The organism is Paenibacillus helianthi, assembly GCF_001909055.1.
GTDB lineage: Bacteria > Bacillota > Bacilli > Paenibacillales > Paenibacillaceae > Paenibacillus_AQ > Paenibacillus_AQ helianthi.
On the sequence record NZ_LVWI01000042.1, the window covers coordinates 1 to 26,032 of the forward strand.

15 protein-coding genes are annotated in these 26,032 nt (G+C 46.4%); all 15 read right to left on the reverse strand.

Going from position 1 to position 26,032, the window contains the following annotated elements:
* Window positions 1-370: 370 nt before the first annotated feature.
* The 15 genes from A3844_RS15350 to A3844_RS15420 all read right to left on the reverse strand — a co-directional run bounded on the left by A3844_RS15350 (window position 371) and on the right by A3844_RS15420 (window position 25,996).
* Entirely contained in the window at window positions 371-814 is a 444-nt protein-coding gene (locus A3844_RS15350) for a glycosyltransferase family 2 protein (protein ID WP_074107837.1), read from the reverse strand.
* A 162-nt stretch (window positions 815-976) separates the two neighbouring features.
* The gene (locus A3844_RS15355) at window positions 977-1,699 is read right to left on the reverse strand and encodes a response regulator (RefSeq protein WP_074087298.1); all 723 of its coding nucleotides are present in this window, start codon (window positions 1,697-1,699) and stop codon (window positions 977-979) included.
* Between the two features lie 4 nt (window positions 1,700-1,703).
* A complete protein-coding gene (locus A3844_RS15360; RefSeq protein WP_074087441.1) occupies window positions 1,704-2,861 on the reverse strand; it encodes a sensor histidine kinase in 1,158 nt (385 codons plus the stop codon).
* Between the two features lie 58 nt (window positions 2,862-2,919).
* The gene (locus A3844_RS15365) at window positions 2,920-5,649 is read right to left on the reverse strand and encodes a stalk domain-containing protein (protein WP_083606869.1); all 2,730 of its coding nucleotides are present in this window, start codon (window positions 5,647-5,649) and stop codon (window positions 2,920-2,922) included.
* A gap of 217 nt (window positions 5,650-5,866) precedes the next feature.
* Window positions 5,867-9,904 carry an Ig-like domain-containing protein gene (locus A3844_RS15370; protein WP_074107838.1) on the reverse strand — a complete coding sequence of 1,346 codons (4,038 nt, stop codon included), beginning with the start codon at window positions 9,902-9,904 and terminating at the stop codon, window positions 5,867-5,869.
* 261 nt (window positions 9,905-10,165) lie between these two features.
* Window positions 10,166-11,368: a methionine adenosyltransferase gene (gene metK / locus A3844_RS15375; protein ID WP_074107839.1), complete on the reverse strand. Its 1,203-nt coding sequence runs from the start codon at window positions 11,366-11,368 to the stop codon at window positions 10,166-10,168.
* A gap of 257 nt (window positions 11,369-11,625) precedes the next feature.
* The gene (locus A3844_RS15380) at window positions 11,626-11,895 is read right to left on the reverse strand and encodes an alpha/beta-type small acid-soluble spore protein (RefSeq protein ID WP_074107840.1); all 270 of its coding nucleotides are present in this window, start codon (window positions 11,893-11,895) and stop codon (window positions 11,626-11,628) included.
* A 277-nt stretch (window positions 11,896-12,172) separates the two neighbouring features.
* Complete coding sequence (locus tag A3844_RS15385) at window positions 12,173-12,736, reverse strand: hypothetical protein (RefSeq protein ID WP_074107866.1); 564 nt, start codon at window positions 12,734-12,736, stop codon at window positions 12,173-12,175.
* Window positions 12,737-12,837: 101 nt separating this feature from the next.
* Complete coding sequence (locus tag A3844_RS15390; RefSeq protein WP_074107841.1) at window positions 12,838-15,729, reverse strand: beta strand repeat-containing protein; 2,892 nt, start codon at window positions 15,727-15,729, stop codon at window positions 12,838-12,840.
* Window positions 15,730-16,226: 497 nt separating this feature from the next.
* Window positions 16,227-16,568 carry a hypothetical protein gene (locus A3844_RS15395; protein ID WP_074087303.1) on the reverse strand — a complete coding sequence of 114 codons (342 nt, stop codon included), beginning with the start codon at window positions 16,566-16,568 and terminating at the stop codon, window positions 16,227-16,229.
* A gap of 153 nt (window positions 16,569-16,721) precedes the next feature.
* On the reverse strand, window positions 16,722-20,675 hold the full coding sequence (locus tag A3844_RS15400) for an S-layer homology domain-containing protein (protein ID WP_074107842.1): 3,954 nt from the start codon (window positions 20,673-20,675) through the stop codon (window positions 16,722-16,724).
* Between the two features lie 165 nt (window positions 20,676-20,840).
* Window positions 20,841-21,968 (reverse strand): glycosyltransferase family 4 protein, encoded by a 1,128-nt coding sequence (locus tag A3844_RS15405; protein WP_074087305.1) that lies wholly within the window; start codon window positions 21,966-21,968, stop codon window positions 20,841-20,843.
* Window positions 21,969-22,084: 116 nt separating this feature from the next.
* A complete protein-coding gene (locus A3844_RS15410) occupies window positions 22,085-22,840 on the reverse strand; it encodes a WecB/TagA/CpsF family glycosyltransferase (protein WP_074107843.1) in 756 nt (251 codons plus the stop codon).
* A gap of 7 nt (window positions 22,841-22,847) precedes the next feature.
* On the reverse strand, window positions 22,848-23,984 hold the full coding sequence (csaB, locus tag A3844_RS15415) for a polysaccharide pyruvyl transferase CsaB (protein ID WP_074107844.1): 1,137 nt from the start codon (window positions 23,982-23,984) through the stop codon (window positions 22,848-22,850).
* Window positions 23,960-25,996, reverse strand: a complete 2,037-nt coding sequence (locus tag A3844_RS15420) for a DUF5693 family protein (RefSeq protein ID WP_074107845.1) — start codon at window positions 25,994-25,996, stop codon at window positions 23,960-23,962. The genes csaB and A3844_RS15420 overlap by 25 nt, the downstream gene beginning before the upstream one ends.
* Between the last annotated feature and the right edge of the window lie 36 nt (window positions 25,997-26,032).

The following is a 26,032-nucleotide window of genomic DNA, read 5'->3' on the forward strand; positions in this document are numbered from 1 at the left end:
CCGGAGGGTTCTTCACTGTTGTTCCAAGTTCTATACAGTTTCCTTGGCCTTCGTCTATAGTCGCGAGACTCGGCTCCCTCTTTTCCCCTTCGCAGGGCCTTTTTGACGACGCGGCAGGATTCACTTCATGTTGCGGCCTGGATTGTTGCTCGCCCGATCTCCGACCGGTACTTTTGTCGATGCGCTTTTACACACAGATTTCGCCATGTGCAAGCATCCTAGCTACAAAGGCGGCTTGGTCCCTCCTTGGGTTGGACTTTCACCAACTAGATAATGCGTGCCTCTGGGCACGCCAACACAAAAAAGCACACTCCCCCATTTCTGAAGAGTGTGCTTCACCCGTTTCCTGCTTTGCTTGCATATGTTATGATTATTCGCCTCGCTTTGATCTGCATCCCCTGCTCCACGGTATTTGCAGAAAAGGCAGCGGCACCGATTGTCCGGTCCCCCGTAAATCCACTACGATTCCAGATTGAAGGTTTAGATCCGATTCAAAGGCGCAGACCGGCATAGCCGGAACAAATTCCAGGGCGGAACCGTTCTGGGCAAGCCGAGTAGCTACGTCCAACGTTGCATCACTGGATCCGTCATCCATCAAGGTTACCTGCAGCATCTTTCCGCTTAGTAATGAATGGAAGGTCAGCGCTCTGATATACCATTCCACTACATATTCATGATTACGGGTAATGAGAATGTAATGAAGCCGTTTGCTAGACTGGCTGCCCTGCCGGGATTGCTCCCGTTTACTCAGCATATGAACCAACACTACCGCAAAAACATAGATGGCCGCAATCCATATTAACTGGGCTACCATGGAGATACACCTCCTCTTATACCGACAATATATGCCGGTGATAAAAGGTCGGTGACTGCCCAGAGCAGACTGCATTTCCTTCAAATAATGCTGCAGACTCAACCAATACTTTGACTGCAGCAGAGCAGCTACAATCATTATATGTAAAAGTTTAACCTACCACTACAGGGTTACCCACCCATATTTAATCGAATTGATAACAGCCTGTGTTCGATCGTCGACTTCCATTTTTTGGAGAATGCTACTCACATGGTTCTTGACGGTTTTTTCGCTGATAAACAGATATTCACCAATCATCTTGTTGCTCTTGCCTTCAGCCATCAGCCGAAGCACTTCTGCTTCACGCCGGGTCAGCGGATTATTATCGCCTGCAACAAATTTGACACCAGCCTCTTTAACCGCAGTTTCAGCAATAGCTCCTGTTTCATTGAGGTATGTCATACGGCGCAGCTGGTTGATGAGCTTGCCCGTAACCTTTGGATGAATGAAGGCATGGCCTTCACAGACTGAACGGATCGCATTAATAAGCGATTCCGCCTCCATATCCTTCAGCAAATAGCCATTGGCGCCCTTGCGCAGGGTTTCAAATACATAACTTTCATCATCGTGAATCGATAAAATAATAACTTTGACATCCGGGAACATTTCCCGCAGTTTTTGAGTGGCTTCCACACCATTTTCAATTGGCATATTGATGTCCATCAGTACGATATCAGGTTTGGTTTCATTACAGAATTCAAGTACCTGAATACCGTCACCACATTCCCCTATGACCTCAATATCTTCCTCCATATTTAAAATCCGCTTAAGCCCTTCACGAAACAACTGATGATCATCGGCCAAAAGAACTTTAATGGGCGACTTGCCAGGATTCTGGTTTTCCATCACATTACTCCTTCCCTTTTTCCACATTCGTCGGAATGTGAATTACGATTGTTGTGCCCTGATTCTCAGCTGACAGTATTTCCATTCTTCCTTCGAGCAGTTCCACGCGTTCACGCATGCCGACCAACCCAAAACTTTCACGATTTGCCTGTTCACTGATTTTTTTCACATTGAAGCCTAATCCATTATCCTTCACGACAATCTTGATCAGCTGTGCCTGATAGGTGATCTCCACCAATACGTAGCTTGGAAAAGCATGCTTGGCCGCATTCGACAATGCCTCCTGGACCAGACGGTATACGGCTGCCTCCATAGCTGAAGACAGCCGGTGCTCCTTGCCCCTCGTTTCAAAGGAGGTGCGGATCTTTGTCTTTTCCTCATAATCATGTACGTATTTTCGAAGTGTCGGAATCAGACCCAAATCATCGAGCGCCATCGGACGCAGATTAAAAATCACCTTACGCATTTCTTCCAGACTGTATCTTACCTGCCCTTTCAAGTCTATTACTTCGTCCTGTACCAGCCCGAATTCCTGCTTTACCAGCATTCTTTCTACAATTTCCGTCCTTAGGACTAGATTCGCCAGCATTTGAGCGGGACCGTCATGAATTTCCCGGGCAATTCTTTTCCGTTCCTCTTCCTGAGCCAGGATTATTTTGAGTCCAATCATCTGACGGTTCTTCGCAGATTCGACAATCCTGGTCACTTGTCCTAGTTCCCCGGATAGATATTCCAAAACAACACTCATTTGCGAACCAATAGATTCTGCCCGCTCTACCGAATTTTCGACACTGCGGACCCGCAGCTGCAGCTCGTCTCGCCTGCTCCGAAGATAGACTTCCCTCTCTCTGGTCATCATGAGCTCAAGCTGAAGCTCTGTTGCTTTCTCGTACGCGATCCGGATATCCTTCTCGGAGTAACGGACAAAGTCCCGGCTGACCTCCGTCAGCCGGATACGGGAGCGGTGGTACTGCAGCTCCAGCTTGTCTACCTTTTGCAATGTTTCATCCGTTTCATCTATGACCCGCTGCAGTTCTTTGGTGAGTGCAACAAGCTCATCCCGTGCAACCTGCAATATTTCAAATATCTGATACTTGCTGCTCTCCATCACGTCGATGGTATTCTTAATGACGCGATCTATCGCATCGGCTTGAAATTCCACGGATGCTTGCCCCATTTCTATCGGATCGTATTAAAGGCTTTCCTTTAATATTACCATATCACGATTCGATAGTTACGGTCTTCGTTTTCTGTTCCCATTTTACGGTCAATCCCAGTTGTTCTGAAACTAATCTGAGCGGTACTAAAGTCCTGCCTTGTAGGATTAAAGGCGCTACTTCAGCACTTTGGCGTTTACCGTTCAATACAAATTCCTTCATGTTTACGGTCAGATCAAGCGCCTTGGCCCCACGCAGCACCAGAATCCCTTTGGTGTTCTTATCCCATGAGGCACTCCCGCCAAATGCATCCATAACTACCTTTATCGGCACGTAGGTGCTTCCATTTTTGACAATCGGAGCCACATCAATCGGTTTCTTCACACCGTTTAGTGTAATAGACTTGGACCCGATGCTCATCGCAGCAGTTCCCTTCGGAAGTCCGGCTTCACTCGATAGGGAAGGCATGACGAATGACAGATTGTCAAAAGCAACCGTGCCTGTCTTGGCCCGTTCATCCTGGCCTTCCTCCACATTCACCACATACAGACGCTTCAATGATGCCGGGAACTTGATGCCGGAACCTGACAAATCAATATTGAGGTTTTTCCAGCCGTTCCAGTCGATCACTTTGGCCAGATCGATGTAGGAAATAGCTCCGCTTCCATCCACCACTTCTGCCCGCAGCCAGTTAAGGCTCATATCCCCCATTACATCAAGTGACATCGATGTTGCCGCTGCCGGTATGCTTTTGCCACTGCTTCCATTAAGCTGGGCATATGCGTACATTTTGCCGCTGCCCGCAGTCATATCATAGCTGAGTGACAGCACTTTGGAGCCCGCTTTTTCAGCGCTTCCCGCCATAACTGCCGCAGTTCCGGTCACACTGCTCACATTGGATGTGAATGCGATAGGATAACTAACATTTTCAAAATCCTCCCACGGGGTTGCAGTTGCTGCTGACAAGACAACTGCAGTGCTGAATCCGTCATAACGAGCAATAGCATATCCTGTCGTAACACCAGGGTCCACGGAATCAACCGTAAGTTTGCCGTCCACCACACTGCCCTTAAAGCCTATCAGCTCCCAGTTCAGTGATGCTGGCGGAACGGTAAGCGAAGAACCATTTTGGGCTACAGCTGTCACAGGTACAGACACTGACGCCCCGGCTGTGAGTGGCGCGGTTGCTGTTCCTACCGTTAGGCTTGAGAGGTTCTCTCCACCTAGTACCGTAACCTTGGTCGAGGCAGTGGCAGCCCCGCTTGCGGCTGTCAATGTAGCGGTGCCTGCTTTGACAGCAGTAGCTTCCCCGCCGCTTATGGTTACACTGCCGTTACTTGAAGTCCAGGAAGGATTGCCCGAAGCCACATCGATTGGATTGTAGTACGTATCATAGCCTTTTAAAGAATAGCTTGCCTTTTGTCCGATTAGCATTGCCGAACTGCCGCTAATTTTGATCCCTTTCACTTCCCCTTGCGGAGCCGAGGTATACACACCTACCCCGTTGACAATACTCCGCTGCTCGGTACCATACTCGGTGTTGAAGGTCAGGGTCGTCGAGGTTTCGGCAAGCGGCCGGTCAACCATGGTTGTAGAACCGCCCCCGTCCAGATTCAATCCTTTCCAGACACCGATATTTGTCATAAAGGATTGCAGCTCAGTCAGCGACATCCCCGCACTATTGGCATTGTCTTCGACTGCAACAACGTATACATACCGTCCATCCTGTGAGTAGCCCAGCGCTGTTCGTGCACGATAGCCTCCGATACTGGAGGTGGAGCGGGAAAACGTTGCCGCTTGGCCGTTATTCACCAGAATGGTATGCCCGCCAATCATCATCTGCAGACTGGCTGGATCAAGTTCCTGCTTCGTAGTTTTGGAACGTAGGGTGTAGACACTGCTCAGCTTTTGCCCTACAACCAGATGAGCTTTAACGAACTGGGCTCCCAGCCCGTGTGTCCGCAGGATGTAGGCTCCCTTTGGAACCGTCATGGGCAAAGCTTTGTCCGCTGAAATCTGGGTAATGATATCGTTTTCTACAAGCACCTCGGTAGGTGTAGTCGAGCTGTTCTTTGGCCGGTCCAGAGCCGTCCAGGCATCTGTATAGATATACGCTGCGTTGGCATGACTATAAGTCGAGCTGCCGCCCTCCGGGCTGTATGCACCTTTATTGATACCAGACAATGGGAATTGGGCTCCGTCCTCCGCGGTTACTAGTCCTTCAAATGAATACTCATCAATCACGGGTTTGCGGTCTTTGGTTACAGCAAAAGCGTACATTCCGTCAAGCTGTGAAGGTGTGGATACAACAACTCCACCGGACACCTGCCCACCGATGGGTGCACCTTCACCGCCTGTATTGAAATAGTCTCCGTTAACCGCGGCTACTGCCCCTGTCTCCGCAGCCATGCCTCCGGTGCTTTGCCGCGTAGTCAAATGGCCGCCCTTGCCGGTCATGACATCGAGGGATACGTAAGCATTACTAAGATCGATGCGGATAACATCCGCAAGACCGCTGGCTGCTTTCCCCGAACGGGCAGTTGTGTATTTATATTTCATCATAATAGCGCCTGAAGTAATAACCTCTTCACCCAGCTTGGTAACGGCAAAGGAGGAGGCTGCCTCCGCGATCGGTGCCGGCCCTGAACTAAATTGCGGCATACCTTCAATGCCTAGGACGGGCATGATCCACAGTACTCCTGCCAATGAAGCCGCAATCCACCTTTTGGCTGGCTGCTTCTTCATTTCCTGCAATTGCTCTCTACTCTTCTTCCCCATGAAAACTTCATTCATTTCAGCGTAACTCTCCCATCTCTTTTTTAAATATCAAGAATCTTTCAAAGGCTGGGAACACATTCCTAGTTTCCCGCTACCCTTTAATAGACTGATTTTAAGAGGAAAAGTTGCGAATATTGCTAGATTTAAGCTAAATCCTCTACTTCTTGGAGCTGCACAGAGAATGCAAAAAAAGCCCCGCAAAAGCGGGGCCTTAAGTATATTTCATTTGATTTTACAGATATCCTGCCATGGTCAACATCCGTTGCAGCATAACGGCAGCTTGGGCACGTGTGGCATTACCCTGAGGCTGAAATTTGGTGGTAGTCATTCCCAGGATAATTCCTTGCTGTACAGCCTTAGCCACAAATTCAGCAGCCTGACTTTGAATGCTGGAACGATCCTTGAATGCCGCCAAAGCGGAAGCGGAGCTTCCATTCAGGGTTATCGGATGCCCGGTATACTCCATAGCCCGGATCATCATAATTGCCATTTGCTCACGTGTAATATTATCACTCGGACGGAACGTAGCATCCGTATTTCCGGTAATAATCCCAGCTTTGGCGGCTGCGCCAATATAATCGCCTGTCTGGGTTGAAGGCTGTACATCTCTGAAGCGCTGTGCCGTCTCCCGGTCTCCCAGCAGCCCCAGTCCCCGGCTGAGCATAATAGCAAACTCAGACCGTGTAATCTTCTGCTCCGGCATAAAAGCACTGCCATAGCTGCTGTCGATAATATTCTTAGCGGCTAATTGAGAAACGATCGCTTTGCTCCAATGACTGCTCATGTCGGAAAAACTCCGGGTCGAGAGGAATGTACCGACTACCTGATTGCCGGTTGTGCTGGCTTTGATCACTGTATAACTGCCCGCTGCGCTGATTTTGGTTGGGAGATAGGTAGCATCATAGTATGCAAGATCCAATCTGGCAGCCGAAGTCTGGTCACCGTTCAGCGTAGCAGTTGTACGCACTGTATATTCAGCAGGTACACTCAACGCAGTAGTGCTGGTGTAATTTCCGTTAACCGCAGCACTTAGGCGGATATCCATAAGTCCGGTTATGGTCCGAAGCCCCTGTGTCTGTAGCTTTTGCTCAAATGGTGTAAAGGTGCCGGCAGGGACCTTCTCCAGCCGCAAAACAAGTGAGATATTGTTGCTGTCGGCAATCAATGTCGCGGCAAGACTGTTCATATTCACGTTATTTAGCCCAAGACTGTATAGATGGTCACCATAACGGACCAGAAATACCGCCTTGCTGTCACGGTTCACTGCATCCAGCAGAGGTTTGAGTGGTACACTCACATAGGCTGACGATTCCGTTGAAGGAACCTCAAAAGCCACTGCGGAACTGCCGAGTTTGTATACAAAATCATAACTGGCCTTTAGGCGGTCAGCGGTCAGGTTATATCTTTTTGCAGATTGGCTGTACACTGAACGGTCATCTACCGTTGTAGAGGAGTCACTTTTGAGCAAAGGATATTCTTTTCCAAACTCACTGGCTGCCAAGATCCCCAGATAAGAGGGGCTGCCTGCTATTGAGGCATTTCCTGTAATCCCCGTCAGATTTTGTACCGTAAGTGCGCTAAAGGAAGATAAGGTAGTCCCACTTTGATCCGAGATAGTACCTGAACTAGACATATAGGATACATCCACCGCTTGACCGGTCTTTGCCACGCTGGACAGTACCAATTTGAGTGTATTGCCGGACATGTAATAGCTCTGCACACCAATACTGCTGCCGTCAAATCTTACAGCAAATTGATTTGCGTTCAGTGTTGAAGAGGCCTGCATGGTTTTGCTGAAGGTCAAAGTCAGCTCGTCCCCTGTAATGGTTGCTGAACTGATATTAGGGACTGTAGTACCGCTTGTACCCGAAACGTTCACCGGCTGAAGGTTAAGATATGGCGCACGGTTGCCGTTCAGATCGCTGATTCCTGTTGTTCCTGGTACGTACGAGACTGTAGTCGGCTGATTCACTGCCAACGCACTCTGCAGCTTTAATGTGACTTGCGCTCCACTAACATCCACGCCCGTAACGTAGTTCGGTGTACTGCCTACCAGAACGGAAAACTGGCTGTTCATTGGAAGACTGGTTGAAGATAATCCCTCGTTATAGGTCAGTACAATTTTGTTGCCTGAACCGGTCGCACTCTGAAATGCTGGTGCAACCGTGTCCCCACTATTGCGGATATAGACATCACTGAAATTCGCTACATTCTGTCCATTCATATCCTGCACCGGATAAGAGCCCGCAGAATAAGACACACGGATAATCTGGGTATTTGTCGCTGCATTATTCAAGCTCAAGTAAACCGTTGCCCCACTGGAGGTAATCGTGTTCACCCCAAGAGAAGAGCCATCTGCATAAACATTGAACTGGCTGTAAGCATTAGAATTGGCTGCTTTTAGAGTATCATTAAAATTTAGCAAAACAGTTTTTTCGGTAAGTATTCCGTCTTTCAGAGTCGTTAAAGCGGATTGGACTCCATTGGTAACCTGACGCTGGGAGAAGGTACTGGCAACATTCCCGCTCAAATCCTGAATGGTCCGAAGTCCCCCTGTATAGCTGATCTTGATAACCTGGCCTACAGCAACTCCTGTACTGAGCGTGATGTAGATACTGTCTCCCTGAATGGAGATGCCATCAATCGCACGCTTCTCATCGTTAACAATCACGACAAAGCTTGAAGGCAGCAGCGACGCATCAGTTTTTAGTATTTCATCATATTTCAAACGGATGGTGCGGGTATTATCCAGTTGTGCAAGCGCGAGCACGGGAGCTGTCTTGTCCAGCGAATAAGTCTGAAAGCTCCAGGCATTTTTGCCGCTTAGTCCGCCATAGATAACCTGACTATTGTTAGCATCCACAAAAGCGCCATTGGCAATATCCAAGTAGTACGTCGTATTATTCTCAAATGCCGCGGCTGGGGTTACGATAAACTCTTTGGCCGTAGCACCTGGAGATAGGTTTGAATTCAGTTTTGTACCATCCCCCTTATAAAGGGTTACCGGATTTGCCACCGCATTGTTCTGTACAACATTCCTGTTAAATGTAATTTTGATAGTTGGGTTAAGTCCTACAGCTTCGCTGCGGTCTACTGGAGTAAGCGACTCGATACCAAACCCCGTGATCTCACTTGTGGTATAGCTCCATGTAAGTGGCCCGGAAGCAGGGAATAAATTGCCGTCCTGATCATAAAAGGCTCCTTGCGGCACAGAAACGGTATACATGGTTTTCTCCAGCAACATGTTCGCAGGCGAGGCCGCATCTACTGTGATGGTTCGCGTACCACCTCCTGTAACCGCTGTAGAATTGACATTAAAATATTTTATACTTCCTGCACTGTTGTTAACGGGTGTCAATGAGATTGCGCCTGTATTGGGCATCATCGGCCGGTCAAAATTCAGTTGGATATCACTTGCAGGATGAATACCAGTAGAACCTCCGGCAGGTGAAACGGTTCCCCCTACTCCATTGCTTTTGGCCGTAAAGCTCCATACGCTGCCGCTGGATATCCCGGAAAAGGTGCGGTTATCGTCATCTTTGAGTGCATAGTTGTCGATCAGTACATAATAAGTACCGCCTGGCGTCAGTCTACTGGCCAAGGTCATACTTACATTAGTGGTAGTGCCATCGCTTTGCACATTTACATAGGGTTCTCCGTCTCTGAATTTGAACTCCTGAATAAGTGTATTGTCGGCTGAAGAGATGAGCTTTGCGGACCCTCCGCCTTTTTGCAGCTTCTTGTTGAGCTTAAAGTTTAACTGGTTCAGTGTTGTAGAATCAGGCCGTGAGTTGTTCACTGGTGAGAATTCAGTAATAGACACGGCGGCACTAACTTCAGGAGAAGTGGTGAATGTCCAGTTTGTCGCCGATGATTCCGCTCCCGAGCTATCTTTAAATAACCCCCTCGGAAGTGATACATTATAGCTTTTGTTGGCTTCAAGCGGCTTATTAGGCCCCCATTTGATTTCAAAGTAATTAGAGGTTCCGACCAATCCGAGACTCCCTACGGGAATAGTAGCAAAAGGTGTACCTGCCTGGGTAATTGTGATATCTCCGCTCTGCGGAGTCACTACATGGTCAAAACTCAGTTTAATCGAGGAGCCTATGTTGATGTTGGTCTCCCCTGCAGCAGGTGAAGTTGCAGACAACCCGAACTCACTTGCGGCGAATACCGGCGATGTCCCAAGTCCTAGTGAAGGAGAGACCGTCCCCAAGAGTAATTCCCCTGCCAGAATGAGTGCTGCCCATATGGTAACTTTTCTTTTCATGTGGTGATAGACTCCTCTCAAGCCATACATTCGTTTTTACATATATTCTTATATTTCGGCTACAAGGCTTCCAAAGTTTAGAAGACTTCCAGGATGGGATAGAGGGGAATACAAACCATTACATTTCCAGGCGCACAAAAAAGCCCGCAGCAGCTGGCTCTAATGATCAAAGCGCTGTCCTGCGGGCGAGCATATAATAAGGAAGAAACTCGTTATATCAGAGCAATATGCATGCCCAGTGTTGTGAAAATCACCTGTATCTTATAGTCCTGCCTGAGTCTTCAGCATTTGGGCTTTGTCTACCCGTTCCCATGGAAGGTCAATATCCGTACGTCCAAAATGGCCATACGCTGCGGTTTGTCTATAGATAGGCTTACGCAGATCCAGCATTGAAATGATTCCGGCTGGACGAAGATCAAAATTGCTGCTAATCAGCTCGGCAAGCTTTTCTTCACTGATTTTACCTGTTCCGTATGTATCCACATTAATCGAGACAGGATTAGCTACCCCAATGGCATAAGCCAATTGAATCTCACATTTGTCAGCCAAGCCGGCAGCAACCAGATTCTTAGCCACGTAACGGGCTGCATAAGCCGCAGAACGGTCAACTTTCGTCGGATCCTTCCCTGAGAACGCACCACCGCCATGACGGGCATAACCGCCATAGGTGTCGACGATAATCTTACGTCCGGTCAGACCTGCATCGCCTTGTGGACCACCAATGACAAAACGTCCTGTCGGATTAATAAAGTACTTCGTGTTTTCATCAAGCAGCTCAGCCGGAACTACGGGCAGAATCACATATTCCTTAATATCAGCCTGAATCTGTTCAAGCGAGATTTCTTCCGCATGCTGTGTAGAGACTACTATGGTGTCCACTCGAACCGGTCTATCATTGTCGTATTCAATGGTTACCTGTGTTTTGCCGTCGGGACGCAAATACTCCAAGGTACCATCCTTACGGACCTCAGACAAGCGGCGGGCAATACGGTGAGACAATGCAATGGGCAGCGGCATTAATTCAGGAGTTTCATTGGTAGCAAAACCAAACATCAGTCCTTGATCGCCGGCACCAATATTTGCAGTTTCCTCAGCAACCTGTGCAGGGTCCCGGTTCTCCAGTGCAGCATTGACCCCTTGGGCAATGTCTGCTGACTGTTCATTTAATGAGCTCAAAACGGCACATGTATTATAGTCAAAACCGAATTTCGCACGCGTATAGCCAATTTCCTTGATGGTATTGCGAACAATTGCCGGGATATCCACATATTCCGATTTGGTGCTGATCTCACCAATGACCAATACCAGACCTGTTGCAACAGCAACTTCACAAGCCACACGGGCATTAGGATCATTAGCCAAAAAAGCATCGAGGACCGCATCGGAGATCTGATCGCAGATTTTATCCGGATGTCCCTCGGTTACAGACTCTGAAGTAAACAAATGACGTCCTTTAATAGACAATACAACAACCTCCCATATTGTTTATTTGACACTGTATAAAGAGATTTTTCGTGAATACCAGACTAAATATCTCATAAAAAATAGAATTGGACCAGCCTGTCCACTTCCGTCTAGCATTACTTAATACCCTCGACTCAATAATCATAGTTTTTGTTGAATAAGTTCAAAAAATGAACCTTTTCCGATTGGAAAAGGTTATGGCTTTCCTCAAAAGTCATATTATCTTATTTGCCGGATGGTGTCAATTCAAGCCATTCTTATTTAAAAAGAGACTGCTCAGCCTGCTTCACAAGCCTCTTGGTAATTTCTCCACCAACAGATCCATTGTCTCGGGAAGTAAGATGTCCCAGATAAGAATATCCATACCCTATGGAACCACCGGTTACACCAAGTTCAGAGGCAAATTCAGTATCTGCTCCCCCGCTAGAAGGAGCACCATATAAACCAAACTCAGAAGCAATTTCGTATTGCATTTGTTTGAGCATTGCCCGGCTTTCGGGTACCACTGTACGATTAGCACGTGCCATAATCAAGCACCTCCTGATGATTGTTAAGAATACAGGAAGTATTGTGCGCTTGATCCATAATCCCGAGTCATTTCAATGTTTGTCAGTCATGGCAATCCGTTCCGAGAGTATGATCAAGCCATCTTTAGGGTATCCTATCTGGTAAGTAAGCCGAAACGGCTTCGCCGTCCTTTACAGTATCCGTTCAGCGAGAAATATAAAATCATTTATTGCGTGAAACATATAAGACCCATATTCCAACAAATGCAATTTCAAAAATACGTGTATTCAGTATTGGTTATTTTAACGTATATGTGCCGCGAACCATGACAACCAGACCCAACGTTTGACCGTCTTGGACAGTTATCCCCCGGCCTTCACGTGGAAAAGATAGCAAGTGGTTTGTCGGAGCTGCAGTTCCATTGGCAAGATCTACTCCGTCGGTCAGGTCACCGACGCCATTGCTGTCTTGCGTAGTAATTACTGCCTTACCGGCACGTACAATAAACTCGGCACCTGCTCCTGCAATCAGGGTTTGACCTGGCTTCACATCGACAATAACATACGCAGTTGAGGCAATCTGGGCCGGTGTGCTTGATGGTCCAGGGGTAGGAGTTTTGCTTGGTGCGGCAGTTGTTGCGGGGGTAGCTGTTGCCACTGGTGCTTGAGTAGCAGTTCCACCACCCTGAAGTGCTTTCTGAATTTGCTGGTCCACATAACTTTTGGTTACAACCGGATCATCGGCTGTTCCTGGCTGCGAGCCTACACTTGCTCCTTCGGCAAAAGGATTCATAATGGATCCTGCGACAAGAGTGATACCTAGAACTGCAGTAAGCGCAGAAATTTTTGTTAGTTTATTCATACGTCTATAGTTCAGCCCTTTCTCATTCTGATAAAAATAACTAAATAAAAAGGCAGAGAGCATCACTGCTCTCTGCCTTAATGTAAAGCTTAAGTGAAATATTATTTCACTGTGATGCTTGTGCCAGTAGTGATTGGGTTAGCGAATGGACTTGGTGATTTAACAACGTCAGTTACAGTATTAGCCGCATTGGAAACTCTAACAGTTAATGTTGCAACCTTGTTCACATCAAACGTTCCATTAGAAGCAGTGGAAGCAGTTTGAATCAGGATATCACCAGCAGTGTAAGTACCACTACCATCAACATCTAGGAACAATTGACCAGTAGCGTCAACCAGTTGTTTGAAGGTAACTACATATTTACCTGCATCAGTACCAGTACCTGGTGCAAATGTAGCAATGTTTTGAACATTGGATCCAGCTACAGTTACGTTATTGATTACGAATTCGAAGTCATCGTAAGTTCCAGCCGTTACTGTAGATACATTTTCACTGAATCCAAGAACAACCAAACCATTGCTGGAGATTGTTGCAGAATTCATAACTGGTGATACATCATCGTTTAGACCCAGACCGGAAACAGCAACCGCATTAGCGATATTTCCAGCTTTGTCTTTAACATTAGTGACATTCAGTGTGTAACCTTCAGTGGATGCGATAGAGCCAGCTGGCAAGTTGATAACTGCAGTAATACCAGTTGCTGCACTTTCAGAAACACCAGAATCCAACACAACTGTTACATAAGCTCCGGATGGAAGTGCTTTACCATTGAGCAAGTAATTGCTTACGTTTTGAACAGATACCAGATCAAGACCGATGTTGTCTTTCATGGTGATCTTAATTTGGTTACCAGCCAAACGATTTGCAGCTGGTACTGGAGTTGCAGTAGTTGCTACTTCTGGTTTGCCGCTATCGGAAGAAGCACCCACAGTAAAGCTCAGAACAGCTGCACCGTTACTGTTTGTTTGAGTGGATTTATCCTTAGCAACGCCATTGTTTACACGCAGAGTGTAAGTACCGGAAGTCAGAGCTGTACTTGTAGTAACACGCAATTGTGTGGAATCATTTGCGTCACCAATAGCTGACACAAGTGTAGGGCTATTAACTACCACACCATTAGCATTGATCAAGCTGAATGCACTAGCGCTACCGGAAGCTGTAACATCTTCACTGAACTTAACAACAATTTCGCCAGTAGCGATTTTGCTAGTGTCATAAGATGCGGATTGAACCACAGGAGCAATTACGTCCTTAGTCAACGTAACAGCATGACTTGTAGTTGTTTTAGCATTACCCAAAGTATCTTGGATTGCGTCTGTAAGGATCAATGTACCAGTGAAAGTACCGGCAGAGTTGAAAGGTACAGTTCCAAGTTCAACATTAAGATTTTTTCCATCAGGTTTGGAGTTCAATACTGTTACAGGGTTTCCGTTACCATCAAGAAGTTTAACTGCACCAGTAATTGGAGCTGCAACATTCTTGTCAAATACAACTTTGATCAAGTTATCGCGTGTTGCTGTTACACTTTGAACTACCGGAGCTACTACGTCAGAGGACACAGCCACAGACAAAGCAGTTGGGTTTGGAGCCAAGAAGTTGCCAGCGAAATCTTTGAAGTTCAAAGCGCTGATTTCATAGGATTTACCAGCAGTCAGAGTTTGACCAGTTGTTACTTTAATTGTTGTAGGAGTGGAACCAGCTTCGGATTTTGCAGCTGTGCCACCTACATATACGATTGCGCCAGTTGGATCAACCGGTTCGGAGAAGGTAAGAGTAACAACGTTTGTAGTTGTCTTAGCTGTTGCACTAGCAGCAGTAAGTACTGGAGCTACGGAATCACTGGAAGTCAAAGTTGCAGTGTAATCAGCAACTGTTGCAGCAGATGTATCTTTTACGCCAGTAACAGTGAATTTGAATGGAGTTCCGGCAGTGATTCCACCAAGGCTCGAATTCAAAGCAGCTGGAGTTGTGATTGTTACAGTTCTCTTATCAGCGCCCAATTCAATGTCAGTTCCGTTTGTTCCTTTAGCAGGAATAGCCTGAGCTTTAGACATTGCATTAGTTTGGTAAGTATAGTTAGTTACTGTTTCTGCGGAAGTTTCATCCACAGTTCTGTTGAATACTACTTGAATTTGCTTAGCATTCAGAACAGTTACAGTTTTAACTTGTGGAGCAGTCAGTGTAACTGTGTACTTGTAGGAGTAACCGTTGTAAGTGAAACTCACTTCAGTTGCTTTGTCAGCCACAAGAGCTGTAGCCAATTTGATTTCGGCAGTTTTGCCGTCAACAAATGTTACGCTCAAAGTTGAAGCATCCAAAACTTCTACAGTTTTGATTGCTGGAGCTTTAGTCATAGTGTCAACTGCATAAGCTGCTTCTACTACCAAAGAGCGAGTAGCGTTAGCTTTGAAGTTAGTACCTTGAGCAACCAGTCCTGCGTTGATAACTGCTTGAGCATAGCCCTTAGCCCATGCAGATGCGGAGTTATCAGTTGTAGCTGGAGTTTCAAGTTTCAGAGCGCGGAACAATACGGCCGCTACTTCTTCAACTGTTACTTTACCATTGTAGTCGAAGATACCTTTAACAGTATCTTTACCTTGCATCAATTTAGCTGCAGAAGCTGCTTCGATGTAAGGAACTGCCCAGTTACTTGCTGTGTAACCTTTGTCTTTGTAAGACAGTTTGCCAGTTACTTCAGTAAGACCGAACAATTTAGTAACGATCTTAGCAAACTCAGCACGAGTCAGATCTTTTTCAAGATGAGCTTTACCGTCTGGATATCCGTTAAGGACACCCTTAGCTGCTAAAGCATCAAATTTTGCTTGTGGAGTTGTTGCAGTTGCAGTTTCACCAAACGCTACAGAGGCAAACATCGAGAATGCCATTGCTGTAGATAATGCTACGGATAAAATTTTCTTCATAACCTTTTTTTCTCCTCCTTGGACGTTCATGAACTGAGATTTTTCTTTAGTTGGGTAGCTCATGTCACTCATTAGCCGATGCACCCCCTTTCCCGAGTTGAGCATATTAAGTATAAATAATGTCTGTGACGGGTATCACAGAAACTTGTAAACAGGTTGAAGACAGAGTAATACTAGATTCCTAATTCTACCTAAGTATTATACAATGTGCCTCAAGTCACGTAAAGCTAATTTTTCCAATCGGCTATGCTCTCCGATATTGCAAATGCCGTGGGTAAATGACTCTACACCTTAAACGCAGAAGATTCAGAAAAGTTGCGCTTTGTTCAAAATATTTTTTTAAGGACTGTGACCCGGCATTTTTCCATTAGAAGATACATTATGTATGTTCTACTAACTATTGTTAATGATGGGGGGGCTACGGGACTCAGTATAGCATAGAGACTTTTAAAACGTCATTAAGCAATATTTGTTAAGTAAATAAACATAATTATCCTATTTCAAACCGTTCTTTGATAATAAGAGCAAACAAAAAGCGCCCTTCTAGGCGCTTTCTCTATAGCTATAGTCTAACGAATCTTCATTGATAGTTGAATCAATTCCTGACGTTTCTCAGGGCTGGCGTTTACGTTCTCGTACATTGCATCAATTGCCCCGCGATTTTCGCGGTAGGTCTTCTCATGTTTGATCGTAGTATGCGACCATTCAATTAGAGCATTCTCTGCAGAGACAAGATCATTATATGCGTCATGGAATCCTGTAGCCTGTACAAGCTCTTCCATAACCTCTTGCGTTATCTCCTGCAATGCACGTTTTGCGGCAATTTCCTTTTCCATAACTTTTGCTCTATTCTCAAACGCATTCTTTGCTTTCATGTAGTCTAGCTGTGCTTTTGATAAAATCGGTTTCATCGATGGCTTTCACCTTTCAGAAAATATTATTTTCTAAGTTATTGTAACGTAAAACGATACAGATTACAAAGTTAATGTCGATGGCAGATATTTTCCATTACAAAAGAACAGGCCCGCGAACAGTTTTCGCGGACCTGTCGTTCTATTCCTACATTAATTGAAGGTTTTTGGGAAGATGCTTGTGCTCTTCTGAAAGAGTGCCACAGCAATCTTTCCGGCTTCCGCTCTTGTCAGCTTGCCCTTCGGATTGAAATTATATACCGGTTTGGTTTGACCCGTAATCGTCACTGCACTGCCTTCCATGATTTTAGCTTTCGACACCGCGTCAATGGCTGGTCTGGAGTAAAAATCCATACTTCCCGAATCTACAAATGATTTGGTAAGGGTGGTCAGCAGCTTGGCATCGTTGAGGGCCATTTTAAGCTTCAAGGCTCTTGCAATCATTACTGCGGCCTGTTCTCTTGTTAGCGGCTGATCCGGGCCGAAGAATCCATCACTTAAGCCTGTTACGATCCCTGCTCTGGCCGCGGTCTCAATATGTTTGAAGTCCCATGTTGTCGAAACTGCCTCCGGCACAATATCAAAGAAGGTTTGCTGGCTGTTATTGTAGCTAAGAGGGATATTCAACCCTTTTACCAGCAAGGTGGCAAATTCACCACGCGTAGTCGTATCATCCGCTCCAAATTGGTCGAATCTAAGATTTTTCATAATTCCTTTGGAGTATAGCCCATTCAAAAGGTTTCTTGCCCATGGATGATTCGTGATGTCTGTATATCCACGACGGAGTTTCATTACTGTATAATATCCGAACTGATCAAAAGGCACGGTGATCGTATGTTTCTTCGTATCGACCTCACCGCCAATGTTTTCCCATTGTCCCGAATCCGTATAACGGTACACTGTTATTGTTGACCCAACTTCATCCACAATATTAGGACTAAATGTCAGGGTCAGATCTCCACGCTGTGTAGGAACAATTTTTCGTTCGGCTTCAATTTGTGTGAAGTTACCTTCCACCGAGTATGGCGCAATACCATTTGTAGCCGGTTTATAGAGTGCAGTGCCCTTAGTTCCCTTTTCTCCAAGACCTCCGCTGATCCAGTAAATGTCGGAAACCCGGGAAAAGTTATTGGTTTCTACTGTAGAGTTAAAACGCAAAACCAAATCGGAAGGAATCAGCAATGTGCTTTGGCCTCCTGGGGTACGTGCATCTGCATCTACGTTGATCGTATTACCATAATCATTTTTACGTTCAACCACACCGTCTACCGGATCTGCAATTCCGAATAACAGCTTGGTATCAGGATAGTACTTTGCTGCACCGGAACTGGTGTTGCCTTTCATTAGTGTGCCCTTTGGAAACGAAAGCTCCAGTCCTTTGTTAAACACACTATACTTAGCAGCAACCTTTTCAGCCATAAATTGCGTGTCTACTTGAACGGCACTAGCGTAATAGACAGTGATTGTATCATTAATGGTTGCCGCAGCACGGACAATCTGAATTTTAATTGTAGTAGCCTTATCTGGCTTCAAACCTACATAATCCAGCGTAAATCTGTTCGGCAAATCTGTGCGTGGAACAGCTACAAACTTATCAACTAAAACCTTAGTTGCCCCTTCAGCTTCAATATCAAAACGGACAAAGTTTTTATTGACGACGATCTGTTTTCCGACCGTTTCTACTGGAGACAAAATACGGTATGGAGAAACTTCGCGTTCCACTTCCATACGTTGATTCGTGCGGGCACCAGTTTCATTGATTAATTCCAGGTTATATACAATGCTTCCCGCGGTTTCTGCCGGAATGTCCATGATCCGGAGAATGAAATCCTTGCTGCTACCTACAAAATCATAGTAATAAGTCTTTCCTCTATAAGTGAAATTTGTTGGACCTGCTTTGGCTGAGGATGTACCTAAGATAGTATTATCCAGGGAAAGGAACAACTCAGAACCTTGGTACAGGTTAAGTTTGGTCGCCGCTCCACCTCTGAGTACCAAATCGTAGCTGGTTTGACTTGTAACATACTTTTCGTCCTTATAGATGAACTCAGAAGTCAAACCAAGAATATCGTTAAGCTCTTTATCCGTATAGTCCTTTATATCCGTATGGCTGAGCACAGCTCTCCCATTAGGTAGCTTAGGGTGGAATTGCGACAGGTTAGAAACATTGGTATCTACAATATAGATTTTCAGTTCTTTGCGTATTTCCCTCTTATTCCCCACATTGTCCATGGATGTCCCGGTGAATACAATTTTATTCTCTCCATATACAAGTGGTCCCGCAGCTGCAATGTTCAATACAAATGAGAATTTCGGGTCACTCTTCGGATCGAATTTATCAGTAGACTGAAGCGCTGGAACAAGTTTGTCATTTGAAGTTCCGTTGACGAAAAATTGAGCATTGCTGATATTTTCGAACCCGATATATTCACCTGATACCAACATAGTGTTTGCATTGCTAGCCGAACTAAATGTATAGGTCTGACCATCATTTAAGTTAGCTACATAAATATAGTTCTTAGAAACATAAGCAATATCTGCATTATAGAAGGATTGCGAACCTGAAAATTGAAATTTCACCTTCTGCTGTCCGTTGGAGAAGCCAACGACTTTATAGACAGCCTCATTAGTACCCAGGTTAGTAAGGTTAGACTGTAGCACTAGCTTCAACGATGCACCCAAGGGGAGGTAAGAACCCAGTAAAGTTGAAGGTGCTGCGCTTGACTTCACCATAATGAAAAAGTCAGGCGTTTCAACTTCAGCGCCGTTTAAAGGAAGCTTTGATAAGGTTGTAGCATCAATGGTACCTGTACTTTCCTTATACCCTGAAAGATAGTACATATCTGTAATGACATTCTCGCCCGACAAGAACTTATAGGTTTCTTTGACCGATGTAGTGTAAGTTCCGTACTTAATACCAACGATTACGTTAGAAGTTCCCGCAGTAATCGTGAATGGGTTTGTAGTCTGGAATGTGATCAGGCGATATTGAGGTGTCACGCCATCCGGAGCCGGGATAATGATTTCTTTCTGTGGTGATGCACTCGGCTTTGTACTAAATGTACCGTCTGCGGCAACCGTATAGGAATCCAGTACGTCGATTGGAACGATCTGATCATTAATCTTCACTTCATGATCCGCTTCAAAAGACTTGGTGCTAGCATTGTACGGCAAAAGTACCTGACCCATAATCTTGGCTGTGGTATCTTGAGCGGTTAGGGTAGGGATGTTATCCAAAATATTATAAGCTTTATAAACGGGTGTGGCCAGCGTTGAATCTCCGTGAGTGATTAGTAAATCGGTAAAAGGCTTATTAGTGTCAAAGTAATACACCGAACGTTTAATTGAAATCGAGTCGGCTGCATTCTGCACAACAATGTCCAGCGTATTCTCTCCGGATTTCAAAGTAAGAGCTGGTGTAAAGAAGGTTCCATCCTCAAGAAGTGAGGTTTGCAGTGAAGAACCCCCATTGAGGGATACGCCTACCTTGGTCGCGTTCGTCACATTACCTTGCAGCGTAATCTGCTGGTTAGGTACAACAACCTTTGTACCTTCATTTAAATTAATGGCCGTAGGTCCTCCTCCAAGCACTTGGAGAGAAGAAATGTAAGGGACCTTATCATAGAGAACATAAAACGATTCGGAGCGTGTCAACGAGCCCTGCATCCCTGAGAAAGTGACTTTATTATATCCTGTGAAAAGGGTGAGGCCACTTGCAATGAACCGGTTATCAGGGTTTAATGTGTCTGTAGTTACCGCACCAGTAGTGGTATGCGTATCATCGGTAACCCACTTCCCCCCACTCTGCGTCATCTGTTGCACAGTAACTTTCATAGTGGAAGCTGTTACCTGTGCATAGGTACCCGTAATGGAGAAGTTAGGGGTGCTTGTCTTATATACTGTATTCCTGGTAATTTCAGTCAAAGAACCAGCGGCAGCTGTCTGGTCAAGTTTTGCTGTATTCCGCAGCGTGAGATCATCCGGACTGAAGTAGGTCGTGGTCGCAGTAGTTGCTGCCGCTGCTTGCGGCGTGTATTTGCCTGGAAACATGGAAACGATTAGAGCCGCGAGCAGCAGCCAAACGAATGGTCTCTTAAAGCGTAACATGTGTTATATCTCTCCTTTGAGTATATGTTCTCGATATCCTTCACTTTGTTCTTTATCGGTTATAGTGGCAGAATTTTTTAGGAATACAATAAAAAAGCTCATCCTAAAAAGGATGAGCTTTGTAAATTAAAGGAATATAATTGCATATTTCCGTATTTAATGCCTTTATGACTTGGAACCGCGCTCCGGACTGACCTTCATTCGCATTCTTAGCAGGAAGTCAATTAAAGGACGTTTGGTCTTGCTGATGACACCCGTGATCTCCGCGCCGATCTGCAGGAAGAAGAGCATCACGCAAATTACGACGAAGGTTACCCAGTTGGCTTCATATAGGGACGCAGATGTTTGGATCACAGCCAGTACCCCAAAGAATGCGGCAATCCCATATATAATCAATACTGTCTGTCTGTGGCTGAAGCCGAGCTCGCGCAGGCAGTGATGCAAATGACCTTTGTCCGGAGCGAAGATCGGCTTCTTCTGCAGCTTCCGGCGGACGATTGCAAAAAACGTATCCGACAGCGGAACTCCGATGATCAACAGTGGTGTAATAAAGGAAACAACTGCAATCTGTTTGAATCCCAGCAAGGCAAGAAGCGCCAGGCAGAAGCCCAGGAACAGTGAGCCTGTATCACCCATAAAAATTTTGGCAGGATGAAAGTTAAAGAACAAGAAACCCAAAATACTGCCCAGCAGGAGCAGGCAAAGCAGTGCAACCATCGTATTGCCCATCAAAAACGCCATGACAGCAATAGTAGCGATCGCGATACCGGAAACCCCGGCAGCAAGCCCGTCCAACCCATCGATCAGGTTAACGGCGTTCGTTACCCCGACGATCCAGAAAATGGTCAGCGGAATGGCAATCCAGCTTTCCAGCGAGGAATACGTATTATTAAATGGAATGTTTACGAAATCAACGGTAATCCCAAATCCAAAAACAACGATGCACGCTGCGGCTATCTGGCCTAACAGTTTCACCTTTGCCGAAAGCTCGAACCGGTCATCCAGTGCACCGATAAGAACGATCAGTCCGCCGCCCGAGAGCAGCGCTTTGATGAAACTTACCTCCCGCGGAGTAAAATCATAAGGAATAAGCGGTAATACGGCAAGCAGACCTAACACAAACGCCAGAAAAATACCTAGTCCACCGAGGCGGGGCATGATCTTAGTATGCACTTTACGGGCATTCGGCACATCCGTGGCACCAATCTTAATTGCGAATTTCTTCACCAGTGGTGTCAAAAGCAGTGCAAGTCCCATGCACACAATGAATCCGGCGATGTATATGATTAACATTTGACCAGTCGACCTCCATTTCTCTACCGCATTGAATTATACGCTGAACGTAAAACAAATTCCAATTCCGTTTTTAGGCTGTTGAACGGATTTTTGCACTAAATAACCGCATTTCTCTAGACTTTTGTCACTTTATCTTTCTCACGTAGCACTTTTACTGCGAATTTCGGCAGCGCAAGCATTCTTTTGTAGCGGGTTGGCTCCTTAAGAAGTCGATATAACCACTCCGCACGAAGTTTTTGGAAGGCTTTTGGCGCCCTGCGGCTCTTGCCGGAGATCACATCAAAGCTTCCGCCGACACCCATCATGACCGGGATGTTCAGCCGGGTTTTGTATTTGGCGATCCAGGGCTCCTGACTATCTGCTCCTCTGGCGACAAAAAGCAGGTCAGGCTGAGCTTTGACGATTCCACTAATAATCTCCTCATCCGCATCGGGACCGAAAAAGCCGTCGTGATAGCCCGCGATGATGATACCAGGATACTGAGTTTGTAACCGGGAGGCCGTCTCGCGAATCACCTCGGGTGTAGAACCCAACAGATATACCTTCCAATTGTAGCTTTCTCCTCGGTGCAGCAATTCATGTAACAGATCAAACCCTGCTACGCGCTCAGCTACGGGCTGTTTGCAGTATTCCGCAGCCCACACGACACCTGTTCCATCGGGAACCACCAGTTCGGCTGATTTCATAATTTCCATATACGCCGGATTCTCCAATGCCATCATTACCATGATTGGATTGGCTGTAATGACCTGATGCGGCTCACGTTTTTGGACGGCATCGGTTAAATAGGAAACAGTGGCTTTCATATCAATTTTGGATACCCGGATACCATAAATCGGCACCGTGGGGATCACACTGTCTGCTTTCATGTATCACTCACCCTTTACGGCGGAAATATTCAACAATTTGCCGGGCTGGCGCCTCTGCCTCCTGCACTAGTGAAGCAATAAGCGGCTCACGATTAAGCTTCCACTCATCCGTTGCTGATAAAAGCTGTAGCACTTCCGCAGCCAGCTTGCCGCTATCCAGTGAAGACGTCGTTCCAATAGGCTGGCAACCAACCCGTTCCAGAAAATGATCAATCTTCGGATCATACGATATGCCAATGAGAGGCACCCGTCTGCCTGCAGCATAAATCAAGCTGTGCAGCCGCATTCCGATTAGAACATCACATTCCCCTACCTCCCGCAGCATTTGCTGTGGATGCAGTGCATCCTCACAGATACTGACCACTCCACCATACTGGGAGATTTCATTCTCCAGCTTCTGCATGATATACCGTGATGCCTCATTATCAGATGAATGGTGGAAAGGCAGAAACCTAAGATGAAGCGGAGTCTGCTTGCAGGCCTTCAGCAACCCCTCAGTGATAGCATCCAGTTCCCCGCGCGATTGTTCCCAGAAGCGTACCGAAATTCCAACAGTCTGAACTGCCGGCGGTGAAAGAGCTCCTTTGCTGCTTGGTACTTGATCTTCGGGAAGGCTTAAGCCCATCACCGGGTCAGGAACCACTTCTATCTTATTCCAGTCTAATCCCATGGACTGCAGCAACTCACGCGACTGCTCATCCCGTACAGAGATATAGCTGCATTTGCGGAAAACCGATTTGATTAACGGGTGAAAGAGCTTACGGTTGACCGGGCCAATTCCCTGAGCATAAATAAAGGTCGGTTTGCCCATCCATTGAGCCAGCTTGATAATACCAAGGTAATATGGGATAGTCTTGCTCCCGGTCACATCCTGCAGCAGGCTGCCTCCCCCGCTAATCAATCCTGCACTTCCGGCAATGGCGCTTCGCACCTCTCCCAGCTTCATGCGGTGTACGGACTTTACACCATAGGCCGCTGTTGTCCATTCGGGATCTATCGATAGTACAACAGGGTCGAGAACTATCCCCGTCGCCAGGGAATGCTTCTGCAGTGCAATAAGGATAGACTGCAGCACCGCTTCATCTCCACTGTTTCGGAAACCGTAATACCCCGAGATGATTATTTTCTGAGGAGCGGCGACCATCGTTTCCAACACCCTTCTACAAGCTGCCATACCCCTACTGCGATCAGACCAATAATCAGGCCCAGTCCAAGTCCCAGAAGTCCACGAACCAGTGAAATCAGAACTGGAGAGTGAATATGGGCAAAGGTATCAACCATGGAGAGCTGGCCGATAACAGCAATGATCATGATAAAAGCGGCATTCCGGTATTTATAGGCCATAAAAGCCCCAAGGATAAACAGCGGATGAGCGAGCAGGAATTCCTTGTTGCGCGGACGGACCCCGACTGCATTCTCAAGGAAGTTACGGAAAGACATTTCCAGAGAGCTTACATTGCCGTTATTTCCGGTCCGGCTCAGATAGTACATTCCCATAATTCCAAGCACACCGGCAGCTATCACCCAAGCTAAGGTAATCGGCGTCCGCAGAAGCTTACCGGTCTTGCTCAGAACGAATTCTCCACGATACAGCAGCACATATACAGCAATCAGCGCAATTGGCGCCAGATGCAGCAGACTGACACCACGGAACTGGTTGAGCACGAGACTATAGGTGATATTGTTCAGCAGCGCGATGACAAACGGCACGGCACTCAGGGAGATCAAAGCAGTTTTGATATAGAGTACCAGACTGTGGGTTAGGCGGCGCTGCGGTGTCATAACCACAAAAGTCAATGGATTAGTCCTAAGCGGAGGGCCCATTTCATTAATTTTACGTATCGCCAGTATGGTTGCGACAGTCGGTGCGCTAATCGCTACTGCAAGCGCTAAAGCCTGTTCGAACAATTCCGGTTTCAGAAGCATAAGCCCGGCGCTCCCCACAAGACCAAGGGCCCAAGCAGGCAACGTAAGCCATGGTATAAAATAAGAGACCAAAAGAGCTACCATCGCCAATGCACCTATCACAGCAACCAATTTGAAATACCGCTGGAAAGAGGAATCCACAACATCAAAGGCAGTGGCTTGTCCCAAAGTGAATCCGTTGCTCTTGATTTTTTCCACTGCGCCTCCAGGCTCACTGAGGCTTGTAATGAGATTATCCAAAGTGTCTTTAATCTGCGCTTTGGAGGTGTCACGCGATGGAATCGTATTGAGGTAAATCATACGGATGTTCCGGTCCTTTGTGGCAAGTGCAAAGCGGTCGGCAATCGTTTCCGGAGAAAGGGCCGAATCCCCTTCACTGAGCGAGTACAGACGGGTTACATTGTAATCCAGCAGATACGCTAGTTTATTGAAGCCTTTTTGCTGTGCTTTGATATTCTCAATAGCAGCAATCCCCATTCCCCGATCTTTAAGAAGATCAGCAAACGCAGTAATACTCTTCAAATCAGCATCATCGTTAAATCCTTTAACAGACTCGCCTTCAAAAAGCAGACGTTTGACACCGAGCTCCTGGTATCGATCCAGCAGTTTGGTGACAGCAGCCTCATTGTATGGCAGGGAATCCACAAGCCGAGGTACGATATTAAACCCTTTGTCATGCAGCATCTCCAGAGTAAAAGGGTCTGGTTGCAACGGCTTTAATGTAGCATCCTCCAGCGGGGTTTTGATAATAAGTCCATGTTGCCCGCGGAAGCTCCAATCCTCAGTAGCTATATCCATGCCGCTAAAACCATCACGGATGATAGGTGCAAGGGTTTCACTGTTCTCCGGGCTGGTAAAGAGGACATATGTATAGTTCTCATTCTCCGGAATCACGGTGTTCATGAGGTTGGCAATATCTGCCGCTCCCCATATCATCACCCGGCGGGCTTTGCGGTAATCTTCCAGCGTGTTCTCGTAAATAGCCATACTGCCTACTCCGGCAGCCTTCAAACGGTCAAGCTGCTGGGAAATGTAGTCCTGCGGATTCGCCCGGTAGCTGGCCACTTCCACTAAGTCACGATAATCAAAAACAAATTCAACAGTCTTGGAAGATTTCTCCGTCTGCAGACGATCATAGACGACAGGCAATGCGGCAAGCACACCAATCACCACTATTATCCACAACCACTTCCGTGAAGCGATGTTCCAACGTTGCCATTTCTGCTGCACTCCAAAGTACCTCCTCTTTCACTTAAAGCCTGTTCA

Bases quoted from the DNA above. Each gene is read 5' to 3' on its own strand.
- A3844_RS15350 (WP_074107837.1), bottom strand. From the start codon at position 814: ATGGTAGCCCAGTTAATATGGATTGCGGCCATCTATGTTTTTGCGGTA.
- A3844_RS15355 (WP_074087298.1), bottom strand. From the start codon at position 1,699: ATGGAAAACCAGAATCCTGGCAAGTCGCCCATTAAAGTTCTTTTGGCC.
- A3844_RS15365 (WP_083606869.1), bottom strand. From the start codon at position 5,649: ATGAATGAAGTTTTCATGGGGAAGAAGAGTAGAGAGCAATTGCAGGAA.
- A3844_RS15370 (WP_074107838.1), bottom strand. From the start codon at position 9,904: ATGAAAAGAAAAGTTACCATATGGGCAGCACTCATTCTGGCAGGGGAA.
- A3844_RS15380 (WP_074107840.1), bottom strand. From the start codon at position 11,895: ATGGCACGTGCTAATCGTACAGTGGTACCCGAAAGCCGGGCAATGCTC.
- A3844_RS15385 (WP_074107866.1), bottom strand. From the start codon at position 12,736: ATGAATAAACTAACAAAAATTTCTGCGCTTACTGCAGTTCTAGGTATC.
- A3844_RS15390 (WP_074107841.1), bottom strand. From the start codon at position 15,729: ATGAGTGACATGAGCTACCCAACTAAAGAAAAATCTCAGTTCATGAAC.
- A3844_RS15395 (WP_074087303.1), bottom strand. From the start codon at position 16,568: ATGAAACCGATTTTATCAAAAGCACAGCTAGACTACATGAAAGCAAAG.
- A3844_RS15400 (WP_074107842.1), bottom strand. From the start codon at position 20,675: ATGTTACGCTTTAAGAGACCATTCGTTTGGCTGCTGCTCGCGGCTCTA.
- A3844_RS15405 (WP_074087305.1), bottom strand. From the start codon at position 21,968: ATGTTAATCATATACATCGCCGGATTCATTGTGTGCATGGGACTTGCA.
- A3844_RS15410 (WP_074107843.1), bottom strand. From the start codon at position 22,840: ATGAAAGCAGACAGTGTGATCCCCACGGTGCCGATTTATGGTATCCGG.
- csaB (WP_074107844.1), bottom strand. From the start codon at position 23,984: ATGGTCGCCGCTCCTCAGAAAATAATCATCTCGGGGTATTACGGTTTC.